The following is a 16691-nucleotide window of genomic DNA, read 5'->3' on the forward strand; positions in this document are numbered from 1 at the left end:
GGCAACAACGGTCACCATGGGTGGTGGGGACCGAAACGGCGCGCAGCTGCTCGATGAGCGGTACCGGCTGATCGAGCAGCTCGGCGCTGGCGGCATGTCGGTGGTCTGGCGCGGCTACGACGAGGTGCTCGGCCGCCAGGTCGCGGTGAAGGTGCTGGCCTCCCGGCTGGCCACCGACCGGGCTTTCCGCCACCGGATCCGGATCGAGGCGCAGGCCGCCGCGCGGCTCTGCCACCCCAACATCACCAACGTGTACGACTACGGCGAGTCCGAGCAGGTCGGTCTGACCGTGCCGTACGTGGTGATGGAGCTGGTCGACGGCACGTCTCTGGCCAGCCGGCTGGGGCAGGAGAGCCGGCTGCCGTGGCGGGATGCGGTGACCATCGGCGCGGAGGTCAGCTCGGCGCTGGCCACCGCCCACGCCCGCGGTGTGGTGCACCGCGACGTCACCCCGGGCAACGTCATGCTCACGTCGACCGGCGTCAAGGTGGTCGACTTCGGCATCTCCGCGCTGGTCGGGGAGAGCGAGAAGGGGCCGGACGGCTCGCTGCTGGGCACGCCCGCGTACCTCGCGCCGGAACGGCTGGACAACGGCCAGGTCTCCCCGGCCACCGACGTGTACGCCGTCGGGCTGCTGCTCTACCGGATGCTCACCGGCCGGTTGCCCTGGCAGGCCAGCACGACCACCCAGATGTTGCGCGCGCACATGTACAACGAGCCGGCGCCGATGCCGACGGTCCCGGGCCTGCCCGACGAGGTGACCGCCCTGGTGGGGCGCTGCCTGGCCAAGCGGCCCGACGACCGGCCGGTCACCGCCGAGCTGACCCGGACCCTCGCCGACGCGGCCGGCATGCTGGCGGCGGTGCCGGTATCGCCGGCCGCCGGGCCCCTGGACCCGGCCATGCTGGGCAGTGCGCGTACCACGATCCTGCCCTGGTCGGCGGCGACGGACGCGCTGCCGCTGTCGCGTACCCGCGACCGGAACCGGCGGGCGCGTCAGCGGGTGACCAGGCGTCGGCGGGTGGAGGCCGGAGTGGCCGCCGTCGGGCTGATCGCCGTCACCGGGGCGATGTGGGGGTTCACCTCGCGCAGCCCGGCCAGTGGCGGGGACCAGCCGACGACCGTGGCCAAGATGGGTCTGCCGACGGCGGCGCCCTGCGAGGTGGCGTACGCGCTGCGGACGGACTCCGGCCGCGACTTCGCCGCCGAGCTGACCCTGACCAACACCGGCGACCGTGAGCTGCGGGACTGGACGATGAGCTTCACCTTTCCCGGGCAGCAGACGGTGACGAAGGCGGAGCCGGCACCCGTGCACCAGCAGGGGAGTACGGTGCTGATCCGGCCGACGGCCCAGCGCACCACGCTGGCTGCCGGTGCGGCCGAGAAGTTCACCCTCGCGGGGAAGTACAGCGGGGCGAACCCGCTGCCGGTGGAGTTCCGGCTCGGCGAGGCGACCTGCGGGGTCCGCGTGTCCGGGGTCGCCGGCACTACGCCGGCCACGGCCCCACCGAGCAAGGCGGCCCCGCCGAAGGCTCCGCCGAAGGCGACGACGGTACGTAGCGGCTCCGGCTCGGGTGGCGGCGCGACGAAGGCCAAGCCCGCGAAGCCCGCCAAGGGTCCCGCGAAACCGGGCAAGGGCCCGGGAAAAGGGCCAAAAAAGTGACGGTCAGCGCCGTCCCGCGAACCGCTGCACCTGGTCGATCCCACCCTCCACGATGAGCACCCCACCCTCGGGGAGTGCCGTGTCGTCCGAGGCGTACCGGAAGCGTTCGCCCGGCAGTTTGGCGCCGACCACCCGTATTCCGTAGCGCTCCTGCGGTCGCAGGTCGAGCAGGGTGCGCCCGACCAGGGACTCCGGCACCCGGACGGTGGCGATGGCGAAGTCGTCGTCGAACTCGATGAAGTCCAGCAGCCGGCTGACGATCAGGTGCGCCACCCGGTCCCCGGTCTCCGCCTCCGGGAAGATCACGTGGTGTGCGCCCACCGACGACAGGATCTTGGCGTGCTTCTGCGAGGTCGCCCGTGCCCAGATCTGTGGCAGGCCCAGCTCGACCAGTGCCAGCACGGTGAGCACACTCGCCTCCACCGAAGCCCCGATGGCCACCACCGCCCGCCCGAAACTGGCGATGCCGAGCTGCCGCAGCGCTCCCTCCTCGGTCGAGTCGGCCTGGACGACCCGGTCGAGTTGCGCCGACCAGCGCTGCACCTGGGCCGGATCGCGGTCGATGGCCAACACCTCGCGGTTCATCCGGGCCAGCGACCCGGCCAGGTGGCAACCGAACCGACCCAGCCCGATCACCACGATGCCGCCGCTGTCCGCTCGTCTAGCCGACACCTCGCCCCTCCTCGCTGCTAGCCGACAATGGGTTGTTCCTGGGGATAGCGGTAGAGCCGGTGTCGGGTGTTCAAAGCGATCGCCGACCCGAGGGTGAGCGGCCCGATCCGGCCGATGAACATCAGCACCGTCAGGGCCAGCTGACCACCGGCCGGCAGCTCGCCGGCCAGACCGGTGGTCAGACCGGTGGTGCTGAACGCGGACGTGATCTCGAACAGGGCCGCGACGAAGCGGACGCCCTCGGTGAGCAGCAGCAGCAGCATGGTCCCGCCCATTACCAGCGCGACGCTGAGCAGCGCCACGGTGATCGCCTGGCGCTGGCTGGCCGTGGCCACCCGGCGGTGCCCGACCGTCACGTCGGGTTCGCCACGCAGTTCGGCCCAGATGGTGAACGCCAGCAGGAAGAACGTGGAGACCTTGATGCCACCGGCCGTGCTGGCGCTGCCGCCACCGATGAACATCAGCACGATCAGCAGGGGGTAGCTCTCCTCCTGCAGAGCGGCGATGTTCAGAACGCTGAAGCCGCCGGTACGGCTCAGCGCGATCTGGGTGAACGACGCGAGCATCTTGCCCGGTACGTCGTACTGGCCGATCGTGCTCGCGTTGGTCCACTCGGCGGCGAGCAGACCGGCGAAGCCGACCAGCAGCAGCACCGCGCTGCCCCAGATGGTCAGCTTGGTCGCCACCGCCCAGTGCGCCGGCTGGCGCCACTCGCGGACCGCCTCGAACAGCGCGGGGAACCCGAGCCCGCCGATGATCGCGCCGACCGCCAGGGGCAGCGACACCCACGGGTCGCGGCTGAAGGCCAGCAGGCCGTCGGAGTAGAGCGCGAAGCCACCGTTGTTGAACGCCTGCACGGCGTGGAAGACACCCGACCAGAGGGCCTGCCCGGGTGAGTAGTCGTAGGTGAGCCAGAGTCGGCCGGCGACCAGTGCGGTCATCACCGCCTCGCAGGCGAAGACGGTCACCGCGATCCGACGCAGCAGCCGGCCGACGTCGCCGATGCCGAACTCCGCCGTCTCGGCCTGCACGAGCAGCCGGTTGCGCAGCCCGAGCTGGCGGGAGACCACCAGGATGACCAGCGCCGCGACGGTGAGGATGCCGAGGCCGCCGAGTTGGGTGAGCAGGGTGATCACCAGGAGTCCCCAGCCGGACCAGTAGTTCGGCGTGTCGGTGACCGCCATGCCGGTGACCGACACGGCCGAGGTGGCGGTGAAGAGCGCGGTGACCAGGGGCGGGCGCTGTTGGTCGGCCGTCGCCCAGCGCGCCATGAGCAACCCGGTACCGAGCAGGATCGGCACCAGGAACGCGAACGGCACCAGCCGCACGGGGTTGCGGAAGAACCGGCGCACCAGACAATCTTCCTGTTCCGGTCACCGTTCGGAGTGGGAACAGGCATTCCGGAGGTTCATCTGCCGGCCAGCATCGACTGACTCCCTTGCGGCTGACCGCCCGCGTGATATCGCCGATATGGGGGTGTCTAGCTCGACTGATGCCGCGAGTTCGCCGACATGGTGTCGATCATGCGGGATGGATGGCGCGAGACGACACAGGCGCCGGACGGTCCGTGGGGATCCACGCCATCGGGAGACCGGGCGTTCAGGGGGTAGCGCGGCCTGTTGTAACCCCCGGCCACCCCATTCCTGTTACTTGTGTGTTTCGGCCACATAGCCCGTGGGTGACGTCACTTCTAGCGTGAGCCGTCACGAAGAAGTTCTCTCCCTCCGAGTCCTCATGTGGAGTCGCAATGACGGTCCGGACGACGCGGCGGGTGTTCCTCTCCGCCGCCACGATGATGGCTGCGGCGCTGGCCGCCACGGCCTGTGGCAGCCCGCAGGACACCGCCACCGGCGGCGGCGACAGCGCCGCGCCGGTCAAGGTCGGCCTGGTGTACTCCCAGTCGGGAGCCCTGGCCAGCTATGGAAAGCAGTACATCGAGGGGTTCAGGGCGGGGCTCGACTTCGCCACCAAGGGCACCGGCAAGGTCGGTGACCGGACGATCGAGGTGACCGAGGTCGACGACGCGGGCGACCCGGCGAAGGCGGTCTCCGCCGCCAAGGACCTGATCGGCAAGGGCACCAAGATCATTGCCGGCTCCACCGCCTCCGGCGTGGCGCTCCAGGTCGCCCCGATCGCGGCGCAGAACAAGGTCCTCTTCATCTCCGGAGCGGCCGCGACGGACGCGGTCACCGGCGCCAACAAGTACACCTTCCGCTCCGGCCGCCAGTCCTACCAGGACGTGGTGACCGCCAAGTCGTTCATCGGCGACCCGGCCGGCAAGAAGGTCGTGGTCTTCGCCCAGGACGGCGCGTTCGGCGACGCGAACGAGGCTGCCGTCAAGGCCGTCATCGGCGGTGCCGGCGCGACCGTCAGCAGCGTCCGCGCCCCGGCAAGCGCCACCGAGTTCACCCCGTTCGCCAGCCAGATCAAGGCCGCAAAGCCGGACCTCCTCTTCGTCGCCTGGGCCGGCACCACCGCCCCGGCCATGTGGCAGAGCCTCGACCAGCAGGGCGTGCTCTCCTCCACCACGGTCGTCACCGGTCTGGACATCCGGGCCTCCTGGCCGACCTTCGGTGCTGCCGGCACCAAGATCTCCTTCCTGTCGCACTACTTCGACGGTGCCAGCGACACCGAGGCCAGCAAGGCGCTGAAGGCCAAGGTCAGCACCATCGACCTGTTCCACCCGGACGGCTTCGCCGCCGCCCAGATGGTGGTCCGTGCGGCGCAGGAGGGCGGGGACGACGTCGACAAGATGGTCACCGCTCTGGAGGGCTGGAGCTTCGACGGGGTCAAGGGCAAGATGACCATCCGGGCTGCGGACCACGCGCTGCTCCAGCCGATGTTCCAGGCCAAGCTGACCGGCAGCGGCACCGCGTTCACGGCAACCGCGCAGAAGAGCCTCACCGGTGACGAGACCGCGCCACCGGCCGTGGCCATGAAGGGCTGACCCATGCTCGCCACTCGCGGTCTGACCTGGCGGATCGGTGAGGTCGCCATCGTCGACAGCGTCTACCTCGATCTCGCGCCCGGGGAGTTCCTGGGCGTGATCGGGCCGAACGGCGCCGGCAAGACCTCACTGTTCAACCTGATCACCGGCCTGCGCCGGGCCACGGAGGGCCGGATCGTCCTGGACGGGCAGGACATCGGGGCGCTCCCGCCGCACCGACGGGCCCGCCTCGGGCTGGGCCGTACCTTCCAGGCGTCCTCGGTCTTCGGCTCGCTCAGCGTGCGGGAGAACGTCCGGCTCGCCGTGCAGGCACACCGCGGGGGCTCGATGGCACTGTGGCGGCGGGCGGCGGCCGACCGGGAGGTCGCCGCCGCCGCCGACGCGGCGCTCGACCGGGTCGGCCTCGCCCACCGGGGTACGGCGCTGGCCGGCACCCTGGCCCACGGCGAGAAGCGCAAGTTGGAGATCGCCCTGCTGCTCGCCGGTGAACCGCGGGTGATGCTGCTGGACGAGCCGATGGCCGGGGTCAGCGCCGAAGACGTGCCCGAGTTGGTGGCCGTCATCAAGTCGTTGACCGGCGACAGCGGCCGGGCGGTGCTGATGGTCGAGCACCACATGGACGTCATCCTCGAACTGGCCGACCGGATCGCCGTCATGCACCACGGCGCGCTGCTGGCCTGCGACACCCCGGAGACGGTGATGGCCAACCCCACGGTGCAAGAGGCCTACCTGGGGGAGTCGCTCTGATGGAACCGATCCTCAGTGTGGAGGGGTTGTCGGTCCGGATCTCCGGGCTGCACATCCTCCAGGGGGTGTCCTTCACGGTCGCCCCGACCGGCGTGACCGTCCTGCTCGGCCGCAACGGCGTCGGCAAGACCACCACGCTGCGCGCGATCGTCGGCCTCACCCCGCCCGCCGGGGAGGTCCGGGGCACCATCCGGATGGGCGCGCAGAGCCTGCTGGCCCGGCCCACTCACCGGCTGGTCCGCGGTGGGCTCGGCTACGTGCCCGAGGACCGGTGCGTGTTCGCCGGCCTCACCGTCGCCGAGAACCTGCGGCTCGCCGAGCGGCGCGGCACCAGCCCGGCGTACGACAAGGTCTTCGCGCTCTTCCCGGAGCTGGACCGGCGCGGACGGCAACGGGCCGGTTCGCTCTCCGGCGGGCAACAGCAGATGCTCGCGATCGGTCGGGTGCTGCTCAACGACAACCGGCTGCTGCTGGTCGACGAGCCAACCAAGGGGTTGGCTCCGAAGGTGGTGACCGAGGTGGCCGAGGTGCTGGAACGGGTCGCGGAGTCGGTGCCGGTGCTGCTCGTCGAGCAGAACCTGGCAGTGGTACGACGGCTGGCCCGCGATGCGGTCGTGCTGGCCGCCGGCAAGGTGGCCTGGACCGGCGACGCCCGCGAGCTGCTGCTGGAGACGGCGCTGACCAAGTCGCTGCTCGGTGTGGGCTCGGCGGAGGTGTCGCACTGATGGGGACCGTGATTCTGTTGGCGTTGACCGGGCTCGGCCTGGCGGCGCTGTACTTCCTGGTCGCCTCCGGGTTGTCCCTGGTCTTCGGCCTGGCCGACGTGCTCAACTTCGCGCACGGGCTGTTCCTCGGCGTGGGTGCCTACGGCACCTGGTGGGCGGCGGGCAACCTGCCGGGCGCCGGCGGTGACGGGTTCGGCTTCGTGCTGGCGGTCGCCTTCGGGGTGGCTGCCGGCACGCTGGTGGCGATCCTGGTCGAGCTGGTGCTGATCCGCCCGCTCTACTCCCGCACCATCGAGCAGGTGCTGGTCACCGTCGGTCTGTCACTGGCCGGGGTGGCGCTGCTCCAGGCCACCTGGGGTGCGGACGCCCGGCCGTTCCCGCGTCCGGACTGGACCCGGCAGGTGACCGGGATCCTCGGCGCGCAGGTGCCCAACGGGGGCCTGTTGCTGATCATCGCGGCGGTGCTGGTGCTCGGTGCGATCCTGGCGTTCCTGCGTTGGACCCGGTACGGCCTGGTGATCCGGGCCGGGGTGGAGAACCGGGAGATGGTGACCGCGCTGGGCATCGACGTCCGTAAGGCGTTCACCCTCGTCTTCGCGATCGGTGGGGCGGCTGCCGCGCTCGCCGGTGCGCTCGGCGGGGTCTACTTCGGCACGGTCTCGCCCGGGCAGGGCGGCTCGCTGCTGATCTTCGCGTTCATCGTGGTGGTGATCGGCGGGATGGGCTCGGTGGTCGGCTCCGCGTACGCGGCGGTCGTCGTCGGGCTGGTGCAGCAGTTCGTCAACTACTACGGAACGTCCGGGCTGGGCGACATCTGCGTGGTCGGGCTGCTGGCCGTGGTGCTGCTGCTGCGCCCGCAGGGCATCGCCGGAAAGGTGGCAACGGCATGACGAACTCCACCCTCGACGCGCCTCCCGCGCAGGTACCCGCCGAGTTGACCCCGGAGCGGGGGCGGTGGCAGCGGGTCCGCCCGTTCCTGCCGCTGGTCGCGCTGGTCGTCCTGGTGATCCTGCCGTACTCGACGATCTCCCTGCCGGGGATCTTCGAAGGGCCGATCAACTCACCGGGCACCCTGCAAATCCTCGCCATCTGTCTGATCTTCGGTGGGCTGGCAGCCGGGTACGACCTGCTCTTCGGCCGGACCGGGATGCTCTCCTTCGGGCACGCGCTCTATTTCGCCGCCGGCGTGTACGGCACCGACATCCTCGTCACCCGGGGCGGCCTGCCGCTCTGGCAGGCGGCGCTGCTGACCATCACCGGCGGCACCATCCTCGCCGCGCTGCTCGGCGCGGTGGCGCTGCGGACCGTGGGCATCGCGTTCGCCATGGTCACGTTGGCCTTCGCCCAGGTCGGGGCGATCCTGGTGGCGCGGGACTTCGGTGGGCTCACCGGTGGCGAGGAGGGTCTGCCGCTGGACGTGTCCGGGCTGCCCGCCGGGCTGGTGGGGGTGACGAACACCGTCAACCTGTACTGGCTCGCGTTGGCGTACCTGACGCTCGTGGTGTTCGTGGTGCACCGGGTGAGCGGCTCGCCAACCGGGCGGGTGCTCGCCGGGCTGCGCGACGACGAGCGGCGGATCGGCGTGCTCGGGTTGGACCCGTACCGCTACAAGTTGGTGGCGTTCACCCTGGCCGGCGGGCTGGCGTCGGCGGGCGGGGTGGTCTACGTCCTGATCGTCGGCGGCGCGTCGCCGCACATCACCTCCTCGGAGCTGACCCTGTCGCTGCTGGTCATGGTGGTGCTCGGTGGGCCGGGCACCCGGTGGGGGCCGGTGCTCGGCGGTGTCCTCTACATGTATCTGGACCACCGACTCACCGCCTTCGGCACCTCCGACGCGGTCGACAACCTGCCGGCGGTCCTGAGCCGCCCGCTGAGCCAGCCGCTGTTCGTCCTGGGCACGGTCTTCATCCTGGCGGTCTACTTCTTCCCAGGCGGCCTGACCAGCCTGGCCCCCCGCCTGACCCACCTGACCCGCTCCCTCCGCCCCCGCCGTTGACCCCCCGACGACGGGAGGGCGGCGGCCCCCCGTGTGGCCGCCGCCCTCCTGCGTCGTGGGTCAGCCGTTCAACATCTCGTACGCCATCTTTGGTGCCTTCGTCGTGGCGGTGCCGGTCGGCACGCTGATCTTCGGGGCGCTGCCGTAGTCGGCGTACGTGACGACGTAGTCGTACGCCTTCGCCTTGCCGGCGGCCGGGATCTTCAGCGTCAGCGAGGACAGGTGCTTGTCCGCACCGACGACGGCGGTGAACGGCACCGTCTTGGCGGCCTCGCCGAGCGCCGCCGCCTCGCCCTCCTCCAGCGCCTCCGCCGCGTTGCCGGCGCTCACGTCGATGACACCGGCATACTGCCCGGGGCTCTGCTCCTTGACGGAGGTGGCCGCCTCGATGAGCGGACCGGCGTTGCCCTGGTCCGCGCCGTCGTAGGCCGGGATGGCTTCGCCGTCGGCCAGCTTCGTACGGTCCAGCTTCATCCACTTGTCCGGGAACTTCGGCAGGCCCGGCTGGCCGCTGAACTTCGCCTTCATCCAGACCTCTTCACCGATCAGCAGGAACGACATCTTCGTGGTGATGCCGTCGGCGCCCGGCGCAACGGTCGTGTTGATCTCAAACGCCTTCGAGTCCGGGTCGATCCGTCCGCTGAGCGTGCTGGACGAGTCCTTGCCGCTGAACCGGAACGTCCCCTCGGTGCCGTCCGGAACGGCGTCGAGGAGTGCCTGCTTCGGGTCGGCGGTCGGGCTGGCGGTCGGGCTGCTCTGCGGTGCTGCGGCCGGTTCGCTGTTGGACCCGCAACCCGTGAGCAGGGTGGTCGTGGCCAGCACGGCGGCGACCGTGCCGACCGTCCGTCGGATGGTGCCGGCGGTGCCCGTTGCCTGTGTCATCACATTTCTCTTTCTCGCTGCATGGCTTCTGCCGACGACGATGTTGCCGGCAGGCGCGGCGGTTTGGCTGCCGATATGCTGCCGTCCGGCTGCCGGGCACTGCCGTCTGGTGCTGTCGGGGGTGTCAGGAGCGGAAATTCCCATGTCAGGAACGCTGCGTTTCGAGATCCTCGGGCCTCAGCGGGCCTGGTACGCCGAGCGGGAGATCGACCTCGGTCCCGGCAAGCAGCGTGCCGTGCTGGCCGTGCTGCTGCTCTCCGCGGGTCGTCCGGTGTCCACGGGGCAGATCGTCGAGGCGGTCTGGCCGGAGGATCCGCCCGCGAACGGCCCCAACGTGGTGCAGAAGTACGTCGCCGGGCTGCGCCGGGTGCTGGAGCCGGACCGGTCGCCGCGTACGCCGGGGCAGGTGTTGGGCCTGACCGACGCCGGCTACCTGCTCCGGGTCGATCCGGACGTGCTTGACGCGGTCCGCTTTGAGCGGGGGATCCACCGCGCCCGGCAGCGACGCGCCGAGGGCCGTGCCGCCGAGGCGTTGACCGAGCTGGCCACTGCCCTGGCCCTCTGGCAGGGGGAACCGTTCACCGGGTTCACCGGGCCGGTCTTCGAGGCGGCCCGGCAACGGCTGGTGGAGCTGCGGGCCGTGGCGTTGGAGACCCGGGCCGAGCTGACGCTGGACCTCGGGCGGCACCGCGAGATGGTCGGGGAGTTGGTGGAGCTGGTGGCCGAGTTCCCGGTCCGGGAGCGGCTGCGGCACCAGCTCATGCTCGCGCTGTATCGCAGTGGGCGGCAGGCCGAGGCGCTCGCCGCCTATCGGGAGTTCGGCGACCTGCTCCGGGAGGAGTACGGCATCGAGCCGGGCGAGGCGCTCCAGGAACTGCACCGGCGCATCCTCCGCTCCGACCCGACGCTGACGGCGGCGGCGAAGCCCTCGAACGAGCCGGAGCCACCCCGGCCCGTGGCCTCCCAGCCCGTCGAACCGGTCATGCCCATCGGGGCGAGCCAGCGTCCGAGCGGCGTGGGATACCCGCCGTCACTCCTGTCGCCCCCGCTCCACACACCGCCACCATCGGCCGCCACGAAGCGCGCGAGGCGGCAGACACCGCGCTGGGTGAGCAGGACCGTCACGGTCCTCGGGACGGCGCTCGTCCTGCTCTCCTTCGGTTGCCTGACCTGGCTGGTGATCCTGGCCTACGCGTTCTGGCGGCGTAGTTGGCGCCTCGCGCTCGCCGGCGTCGGCTATCTGGTCCTGGTCACCGTCGAGGTGAATGTCCTCGACGTCGAGAACGCGGACGAGGTTTCCGACAATCAGGCGTTGGCCTTCGTCGGCCTGGCCGCCGTCACCTGGCTGGTCGGAGCGGTGCATGTGGTGCTGCTCAGCCGGGGGCTCTGGGCGGCGATCACCGGGAGCCTGGTCAGCGGGAGGGACCGCGCTGACGATGAGCGGCGGATCCGTCGAGAGCACGCTCGCTACCTGCTCTACCACTACCCCGCGGCCCGGGCCGAGTTGCGACTCGGCCGGCCCGACCTGCCCGGCACCTTCGATGACGGTGGCCTGATCGACATCAACGCCGTTCCGGAGCAGGTGCTCACGGGCCTGCCCGGCCTGACGCCCGAGCAGGGTCGGCAGATCGTCGTGGATCGGTGGCTGCGTGGCCCGTACACCTCGATGGAAGAGCTCGCCGCGCGCTGCCTGCTGCCTCCGAACGCCACCGAGCCCCTCCGCGATCTGCTGATCTTCCTGCCCTCGGCCGTCCTGCCCGACGAGGCGCAAACGCCCGGATCGTGACCGGAACCTCTCGCGCGAACCGAGGTCCTGACGCACGGCGCTGGTAGAAATGCCGGATGGGTGACGAGCGGGCAGCGGTACGGGAGCGGGCCGAGGCGGTGCTGCGCCGGCTGGCCGGTGACCACGCCCGGCTGCGCGAGGATCAGTGGCGGGCCATCGAGGCGTTAGTCGTCGACCGGCGGCGGGTGCTCTGCGTGCAGCGAACCGGTTGGGGCAAGTCGGCCGTGTACTTCGTCGCCACCGCCCTGCTGCGTGACACCACCCGGGCCGAGCAGGCCGGCCCAACCGTCATCGTGTCGCCGTTGCTGGCGCTGATGCGCAACCAGGTCGAGGCGGCGGCGCGGGCCGGCATCCGGGCCCGCACGATCAACTCGGCGAACCTCGACGAGTGGGACGAGATCACCGCCGAGATCCAGACCGGTGCGGTGGACGTGCTGCTGATCAGCCCGGAACGGCTCAACAACCCGGACTTCCGCGACGGTGTGCTGCCGAAACTGGCCGCGACCACCGGGCTGCTGGTGGTCGACGAGGCGCACTGCGTCTCCGACTGGGGGCACGACTTCCGACCGGACTACCGGCGGCTGCGGACGTTCCTCGCCGAGTTGCCGGAGCGCACCCCGGTGTTGGCCACCACCGCCACCGCCAACACCCGCGTCACCCAGGACGTGGCCGAGCAGTTGGGCGACGCTCTCGTGCTGCGCGGCACACTGGACCGCGAGTCGCTGCGCCTCGGCGTCCTCGATCTGCCCAGCCCGGCGTACCGACTGGCCTGGCTCGCCGACCACCTGGACCAGCTGCCCGGCTCCGGCATCGTCTACACGCTGACCGTCGCGGCAGCGGGGGAGACGACCGAGTTCCTGCGCTCCCGGGGCTACCCGGTGGCCTCGTACACCGGGCAGGCCGAGGACGCCGACCGGCGGGCCGCCGAGCAGGACCTGCTGGACAACAAGATCAAGGCGTTGGTCGCCACGAGCGCGCTGGGCATGGGCTTCGACAAGCCCGACCTGGGCTTCGTGGTCCACCTCGGCGCGCCGCCCTCCCCGATCGCGTACTACCAGCAGGTCGGCCGCGCCGGCCGCGCCGTCGAGCACGCCGAGGTGCTGCTGCTGCCCGGTGTCGAGGACGCCGCGATCTGGCGCTATTTCGCCTCCCTGGCGTTCCCACCGGAGCAGCAGGTCCGGGCCGTGCTGGCCGCCCTGCACACCGACCGCCCGCTCTCCACCCAGGCCCTCGAACCCCTGGTCGACCTGCGCCGCGCCCGGCTGGAGCTGATGCTCAAGGTGCTCGACGTGGACGGCGCGGTCCGCCGGGTGCGCGGTGGTTGGCTCGCCACCGGCGAGCCCTGGGTCTACGACGAGGCCCGGTTGCGCCGCGTCGCCGAGGCACGCACCGTCGAGCAACAGGCCATGCGGGAGTACGCGACCACGTCCGACTGCCGGATGCGGTATCTACGGGAATGTCTGGACGACACCGGGGCGGCCGACTGCGGCCGGTGCGACCGGTGCGCCGATCCGCTCTTCTCCGCGGACGTGTCGACGGCGGCGCACGCCGCCGCGCAGACCTTCCTTGGGCGACCCGGGGTGGAGATCGCCCCGAAGAAGCTCTGGCCGACCGGGCTCGACGCCGTGGGCGTACCCCTCAAGGGCCGGATCGCCCCCGCGGAGCAGACGCTGCCGGGCCGTGCCGTCGGGCGTCTCTCCGACCTGGGCTGGGGTGGCCGGCTGCGTGATCTGGTCGGCCCGGAGGCGCCCGACGCGCCGGTGCCCGACGACGTCGCCGGCGCGGTGGTGGAGGTGCTGAAGGCGTGGGCACACGGTGACGACCCTTGGCCCCGCCGGCCGGCGGCGGTGGTCGCGGTCGGTTCCCGGCGACGGCCTCGGCTGGTCGGGTCGCTCGCCGAACGGATCGCCGCCGTGGGCCGGCTGCCGCTGCTCGGCGAGGTCACCTCGACCGGTCCGGGCGGCCCGGCCGGGCCGCGCGGCAACAGCGCCCAGCGGGTACGCGCGCTGCACGACACCTTCACCGTGCCGGCCGACCTGGCCGACGCCCTGGCTGGCCTCGACGGCCCGGTGCTGCTCGTCGATGACCTGGTCGACTCGGGCTGGACGATGACGCTGGTGTCCCGCGCACTGCGCCGGGCCGGCGCACCCGACGTGCTCCCGTTGGCCCTCGCCGTGGCCGGCTGACCCGCTGCGGCTCGCGCCGGTTCGACGCCGGTCCCCGTGTTGCGCGCACCCGTGTCCGGTTGTCGTGCTGCGCGCACCCGTGCCCGGTTGCCGTGCTGCGCGCACCCGCGGTGCTGTCCGCACCCGGTCGGGCGGGAAAGTTCCCGGGCACCGCCGAATGCGACCGGCGCCACGCCGCCCGGGCATCGGCCGGCAGCAGCCCGGCGCGGCGGTACCGTGGGCGGCATGACCGACCAGCAGCCCGTCACCCGCGCGCCGGATCGGAGCACGCTCCGGCTGGCGCTGGTGGTCGGCGGGCTGGTGCTGGCGGTGCTGCTCGGCTTCGGCCTCGGCCGGCTGAACGCCGATGGCGCCACCACGGGCAGCCCGTCGCTGGCAGCCGATCACACCGATCCGCCGGGCATCGGGCCCCACAGCCACGGCACCACCACGGGCACCGATCAGGGTGCGGCCACCGAGCCGGGTGGTCTGTCGGTCAGCTCGGCCGGGCTCACCCTGGCCCCCCTGGCCCCCCTGGCCACCGAGTTCGCGGCCGGTCGCCCCGGTCAGCTCCGCTTCCAGGTGCGCGACGTGCAGCGTCAGCCGGTCACCCGCTTCGCCGTGGTGCACGACAAGCCGATGCACCTCATCGTCGTCCGCCGGGACCTGACCGGCTACCAGCACCTGCACCCGACCATGGCGGCAGACGGCACCTGGTCGGTGCCGTTGACCCTCGCGCAGCCGGGCGTCTGGCGCGCGTACGCCGACTTCACCGTGGTCGCCGGCAACGGCGCGCAGACCGCGGTGACCCTCGGCACGGACCTGGTCGCGCCCGGCGGCTACCAGCCCCGTCCGCTGCCGGGCCCAGCCACCTCGACGACCGTGGACGGGTTCACCGTCGGCTATCAGGGCACCCCGCAGGGCGGAGCGACCGTGCCGCTGACCTTCCGGGTCGACGGTGCTGGCGGTGCGGCCCCGCTGGAGCGTTACCTCGGTGCGTACGGGCACCTGGTGGCGTTGCGTGAGGGCGACCTCGGCTACCTGCACGTGCACCCGGAGCCGGAGCTGGTGGACGGCCAGGTCAAGTTCTGGCTGACCACCCCGGGCCCAGGCCGCTACCGCCTCTTTCTCGACTTCCAGGTAGGGACCGACGTCCACACCGCCGAATTCACCCTCGACGTCCCCTGAGCCGGCACGCTCAGCCGGCGCGGCGGATGGGGCGGCGGGCCAGGTAGCGGAGCAGGTCGCGGATGTGGTGCTTCTCCTCGGCGGGGACCGTGGGGTCGGCCAGCCGATCCAGGATGGCCCGGACGTCGGCCTCGACGGGGCCGTCGTCGTTGCGGCGGCGGGGAGCAGGGCCCGCATCGGGTAGCCCGAGCGCCCGGAACGCGGCCGCCACCGGCAGATCCAGTGCCGCGCAGAAGCCCCGAACTTTGGCCAACTCGGGATAGTCCTGCCAGTCCCCGGCCAACCAACGGAACACCGTCGAGCGGCCCACGCCCGTGTGTGAGGCAAGGTCGGTTACGGTCCACCCACGTTCGTCACGAGCGTCGTCGATGGCGCGCCGAACGAAGCGGGCGAAGGCCATCTGCGGTGAAACCTCTGCGGAACCCATCCCTGCGGGTTATCCCTCCCGGCCGGAGCACTGGGACGATGCGCCTTCCGAGGGTAGTACGCCCCGGGCCGGAAACAATTGACTGACCGCACAATCTGTCCCGTGGACGAGACCTCTTCACAGGCGCCATCCAGGACTCACGGGGAAAGCTGGCACGGGCGCGATCACCACCACGCTGGTGGCCGTCGTGCTGGGTGCCCGGATGGCGTCGCAGCACAACGCCGCCATCCGGCACACCGATCCGACAGCTAGGCGGCGGGAGCCTCGCCGATGGCCAGCAGGGTCTCCAGTCGTGGCGTGACCTGCCACTGGTCGACCAGTTCGCGGTATTCCGCGCGCTGCGGCTCAGTGGGCCCGCTGCCGGTCCGGCGGGCACGGATCAGCAGGTTGCGCGGCGTGTGCTGGGAGTCCACGAACTCCACCACCTCGGCCCGGTAGCCGTGCACCCGCAGCAACCCGGCGCGGAGCGCGTCGGTGAGCACGTCGGCGAAGCGCTCGCGCAGGATGCCCTGCCGGGTCAGCAGCTCGTACGGGGCCGGGGCGGGGTGGGCGCGGAGCTGCTTCGCCAGGTCGTGGTGGCAGCACGGCGCGGCCAGCACCCAGCGGGCCTCCCAGCGCACCGCGCGGGCCAGCGCCTCGTCGGTGGCGGTGTCGCAGGCGTGCAGCGCCAGCACCAGGTCGGGGGCGGGGTCGACGACAGCGTCGGCGATCGTGCCGGCCACGAAGCTGACCTGGTCGGCCCAGCCCAGCCGCTGCGCCAGCTCGGTGTTGCGCCGCCGCTGGTCCTCCCGGACGTCCACACCGACCAGCTGGACGTCGAGCCCTCGACTCGTCAGATAGCGGTACGCGGCGAACGTCAGGTAGGCGTTGCCGCAACCCAGGTCGACCACCCGCAGCGGACCGGTCAGCTCATCGGGCAGGGTCGCGGCCAGGGCACGCAGGAACGCGTCCACCTGGCGGCGTTTGGCCGCCGAGCCGCCGATCTCGGCAAAGATCTCATCGCCCGGGTCCAGCAGGTACTCCTTGGCCCGGTCATTTCCGCCCGGCGTCGCCGCCGGACGGGCCGTCGCGGCCCGGTGAACCTGCGCCTCGCCGGACTTGGTCACCCTCAGCTGGAGCGTCGCGTCAGTTGTCTCCACGTGCCAGTTGCCGAACGGCTCGGCCAGCAGTTCGTCGACCGCCACGGCGGCCTCCGGACCGGGGGCGACGTTGCGGGTGTACGGGCGAGCGCCGTCGGAGGTGGCGATCTGAAGTCGGGGCCCGGCCTTGAGCGTCACCGGCCGCAGCTCGGCCCGAACCACGGTGGGGCGGGGCCCGCGGCGGCGTCCGGCGGCGACCGCCCGGGTCAGCGCGGGGTCGAGCAGGAGGGCCCGAACCTCGGTCAGGGCGGCGTCCAGTGGTTCCGGCATCGTTCCATCTTCGGCAGGTGGGGTGGGAAGGGAACATCCCCCGTACCGCGCGAGGCGGTGCGGGGGATGTCAGGTGTGGCTGGT

The 16691-nt window shown here is 71.7% G+C and carries 14 protein-coding genes; 9 read left to right on the plus strand and 5 right to left on the minus strand.

Going from position 1 to position 16691, the window contains the following annotated elements:
• Positions 1-16: 16 nt before the first annotated feature.
• Positions 17-1663, plus strand: coding sequence for a serine/threonine-protein kinase (locus tag ABZT18_RS29460; protein ID WP_354996767.1), 1647 nt, complete (start codon positions 17-19; stop codon positions 1661-1663).
• 3 nt (positions 1664-1666) lie between these two features.
• Here ABZT18_RS29460 and ABZT18_RS29465 read toward each other — a convergent pair whose 3' ends face one another.
• Both ABZT18_RS29465 and ABZT18_RS29470 read right to left on the minus strand, forming a co-directional pair.
• A complete protein-coding gene (locus ABZT18_RS29465; protein ID WP_354996766.1) occupies positions 1667-2335 on the minus strand; it encodes a TrkA family potassium uptake protein in 669 nt (222 codons plus the stop codon).
• A 17-nt stretch (positions 2336-2352) separates the two neighbouring features.
• Positions 2353-3687 (minus strand): potassium transporter TrkG, encoded by a 1335-nt coding sequence (locus ABZT18_RS29470; protein WP_354996765.1) that lies wholly within the window; start codon positions 3685-3687, stop codon positions 2353-2355.
• Positions 3688-4082: 395 nt separating this feature from the next.
• Here ABZT18_RS29470 and ABZT18_RS29475 point away from each other — a divergent pair, with 395 nt between their 5' ends.
• Genes ABZT18_RS29475 through ABZT18_RS29495 form a run of 5 tightly spaced genes read left to right on the plus strand, consistent with a single transcriptional unit; the run spans position 4083 to position 8750 of the window.
• Positions 4083-5282, plus strand: coding sequence for a substrate-binding domain-containing protein (locus ABZT18_RS29475; protein WP_354996764.1), 1200 nt, complete (start codon positions 4083-4085; stop codon positions 5280-5282).
• A gap of 3 nt (positions 5283-5285) precedes the next feature.
• Positions 5286-6029, plus strand: a complete 744-nt coding sequence (locus ABZT18_RS29480) for an ABC transporter ATP-binding protein (protein ID WP_112584733.1) — start codon at positions 5286-5288, stop codon at positions 6027-6029.
• Positions 6029-6754, plus strand: coding sequence for an ABC transporter ATP-binding protein (locus ABZT18_RS29485; protein ID WP_354996763.1), 726 nt, complete (start codon positions 6029-6031; stop codon positions 6752-6754). Before ABZT18_RS29480 ends, ABZT18_RS29485 begins: the two co-directional genes overlap by 1 nt.
• Positions 6754-7644: a branched-chain amino acid ABC transporter permease gene (locus ABZT18_RS29490; protein ID WP_354996762.1), complete on the plus strand. Its 891-nt coding sequence runs from the start codon at positions 6754-6756 to the stop codon at positions 7642-7644. Before ABZT18_RS29485 ends, ABZT18_RS29490 begins: the two co-directional genes overlap by 1 nt.
• Positions 7641-8750, plus strand: coding sequence for a branched-chain amino acid ABC transporter permease (locus ABZT18_RS29495; RefSeq protein WP_354996761.1), 1110 nt, complete (start codon positions 7641-7643; stop codon positions 8748-8750). The genes ABZT18_RS29490 and ABZT18_RS29495 overlap by 4 nt, the downstream gene beginning before the upstream one ends.
• Positions 8751-8810: 60 nt before the next feature.
• Here the strand turns inward: ABZT18_RS29495 and ABZT18_RS29500 are convergent, their stop codons facing one another.
• On the minus strand, positions 8811-9632 hold the full coding sequence (locus tag ABZT18_RS29500) for a hypothetical protein (RefSeq protein ID WP_354996760.1): 822 nt from the start codon (positions 9630-9632) through the stop codon (positions 8811-8813).
• 142 nt (positions 9633-9774) lie between these two features.
• On the opposite strand from ABZT18_RS29500, the gene ABZT18_RS29505 reads away from it, so the two are divergent.
• The 3 genes from ABZT18_RS29505 (at position 9775) to ABZT18_RS29515 (ending at position 14771) form a co-directional block, all read left to right on the plus strand.
• Positions 9775-11418: a BTAD domain-containing putative transcriptional regulator gene (locus ABZT18_RS29505; protein ID WP_354996759.1), complete on the plus strand. Its 1644-nt coding sequence runs from the start codon at positions 9775-9777 to the stop codon at positions 11416-11418.
• 56 nt (positions 11419-11474) lie between these two features.
• A complete protein-coding gene (locus ABZT18_RS29510) occupies positions 11475-13604 on the plus strand; it encodes a DEAD/DEAH box helicase (RefSeq protein ID WP_354996758.1) in 2130 nt (709 codons plus the stop codon).
• 225 nt (positions 13605-13829) lie between these two features.
• Positions 13830-14771: a hypothetical protein gene (locus ABZT18_RS29515; protein WP_355252994.1), complete on the plus strand. Its 942-nt coding sequence runs from the start codon at positions 13830-13832 to the stop codon at positions 14769-14771.
• 10 nt (positions 14772-14781) lie between these two features.
• Here the strand turns inward: ABZT18_RS29515 and ABZT18_RS29520 are convergent, their stop codons facing one another.
• Positions 14782-15198 carry a helix-turn-helix domain-containing protein gene (locus ABZT18_RS29520; protein WP_354996756.1) on the minus strand — a complete coding sequence of 139 codons (417 nt, stop codon included), beginning with the start codon at positions 15196-15198 and terminating at the stop codon, positions 14782-14784.
• Between the two features lie 248 nt (positions 15199-15446).
• Entirely contained in the window at positions 15447-16607 is a 1161-nt protein-coding gene (locus ABZT18_RS29525) for an SAM-dependent methyltransferase (protein ID WP_354996755.1), read from the minus strand.
• Between the last annotated feature and the right edge of the window lie 84 nt (positions 16608-16691).

The sequence above is a fragment of the Micromonospora sp. NPDC005291 genome (assembly GCF_040607415.1).
Lineage (GTDB): Bacteria > Actinomycetota > Actinomycetes > Mycobacteriales > Micromonosporaceae > Micromonospora.

Coding starts and splice junctions, on each gene's coding strand:
- ABZT18_RS29460 (WP_354996767.1), top strand. CDS start 17: ATGGGTGGTGGGGACCGAAACGGCGCGCAGCTGCTCGATGAGCGGTAC.
- ABZT18_RS29475 (WP_354996764.1), top strand. CDS start 4,083: ATGACGGTCCGGACGACGCGGCGGGTGTTCCTCTCCGCCGCCACGATG.
- ABZT18_RS29480 (WP_112584733.1), top strand. CDS start 5,286: ATGCTCGCCACTCGCGGTCTGACCTGGCGGATCGGTGAGGTCGCCATC.
- ABZT18_RS29485 (WP_354996763.1), top strand. CDS start 6,029: ATGGAACCGATCCTCAGTGTGGAGGGGTTGTCGGTCCGGATCTCCGGG.
- ABZT18_RS29490 (WP_354996762.1), top strand. CDS start 6,754: ATGGGGACCGTGATTCTGTTGGCGTTGACCGGGCTCGGCCTGGCGGCG.
- ABZT18_RS29495 (WP_354996761.1), top strand. CDS start 7,641: ATGACGAACTCCACCCTCGACGCGCCTCCCGCGCAGGTACCCGCCGAG.
- ABZT18_RS29500 (WP_354996760.1), bottom strand. CDS start 9,632: ATGACACAGGCAACGGGCACCGCCGGCACCATCCGACGGACGGTCGGC.
- ABZT18_RS29505 (WP_354996759.1), top strand. CDS start 9,775: ATGTCAGGAACGCTGCGTTTCGAGATCCTCGGGCCTCAGCGGGCCTGG.
- ABZT18_RS29510 (WP_354996758.1), top strand. CDS start 11,475: ATGGGTGACGAGCGGGCAGCGGTACGGGAGCGGGCCGAGGCGGTGCTG.
- ABZT18_RS29515 (WP_355252994.1), top strand. CDS start 13,830: ATGACCGACCAGCAGCCCGTCACCCGCGCGCCGGATCGGAGCACGCTC.
- ABZT18_RS29520 (WP_354996756.1), bottom strand. CDS start 15,198: ATGGGTTCCGCAGAGGTTTCACCGCAGATGGCCTTCGCCCGCTTCGTT.
- ABZT18_RS29525 (WP_354996755.1), bottom strand. CDS start 16,607: ATGCCGGAACCACTGGACGCCGCCCTGACCGAGGTTCGGGCCCTCCTG.